At 69.8% G+C, this 885-nt stretch carries 2 protein-coding genes; both read right to left on the minus strand.

Translation table 11 applies throughout. The features are described 5' to 3' along the window. Positions 1-192: metal-sensitive transcriptional regulator (locus B3587_RS10720; protein ID WP_292728495.1), on the minus strand; the 192-nt coding region annotated here is incomplete at its 3' end. Further along, on the minus strand, positions 189-885 hold a 697-nt coding region (locus B3587_RS10725; protein WP_292728497.1), incomplete at its 5' end, for an HAD-IC family P-type ATPase. The genes B3587_RS10720 and B3587_RS10725, both read right to left, overlap by 4 nt.

The raw sequence follows: 885 nt of genomic DNA on the forward strand, positions 1-885 counted from the left end.
GGTGAGGATGTCGATGCAGTACTTCTCGTCTTCCACCATCGAACGGATGCCGCGAGCCTGCCCCTCGATGCGCTTCAGCCGGTTCAGGTAGCGCTGTCTGTCGCCGATATACCCGTGATGGCCCGCCGGCCCGTGGGCATCATGCTCGGCATCCGTCGCCCCGTGCGGGGTCGTCTCCAGGGTGTCGCTCATCGCGGGCTCCGTTCGTTGGGTGTGGTGCGGGATCCGACAGCCGGGTCAATGCTCTGGAAGCGGCGGAGCCGCAGGCTGTTGCCGACGACGAAGACGCTGGATGCCGCCATCGCCGCACCGGCGATCATGGGGTTCAGGAGCCCGAGGGCAGCCAGCGGAATCGCCGCCACGTTGTAGGCGAACGCCCAGAAGAGGTTCCCACGGATCGTGCGCAGCGTCGCCCGCGACAGCCGGATGGCGTCGACCGCGCCCAGGAGGTCTCCGCGCACAAGCGTCAGGTCGGAGGCCTCGATGGCGGCGTCAGTTCCCGTGCCCATCGCGATACCGAGGTCGGCCTGCGCGAGCGCCGCCGCGTCGTTGACGCCGTCGCCCACCATTGCCACGACTCGGCTGCGCGCCTGAAGCGCCTCGATCTGCGCGGCCTTCTCGGCGGGCAGCACCCCGGCGATGACCTCGCGGATGCCGACCTCATCTGCCACGCGACGCGCCACGGCGTCGTGGTCACCGGTGAGCAGGATCGGCTCCAGCCCGAGCTCGCGCAGCCGGGCGACGGCGGCAGTGCTCGAGGGCTTCACCGAGTCAGCGACGGTCAGGATGCCGCGAGCCTTCCCGTCCCATGCGACGACGACGGCGGTCGTCCCGTTCGCACCGGCGCGCTCGATGGATGCAGTGATCTCGGCATCCGGGTGCACC

The organism is Microbacterium sp. UBA837 (assembly GCF_002296025.1).
Taxonomy (GTDB): Bacteria; Actinomycetota; Actinomycetes; order Actinomycetales; family Microbacteriaceae; genus Microbacterium.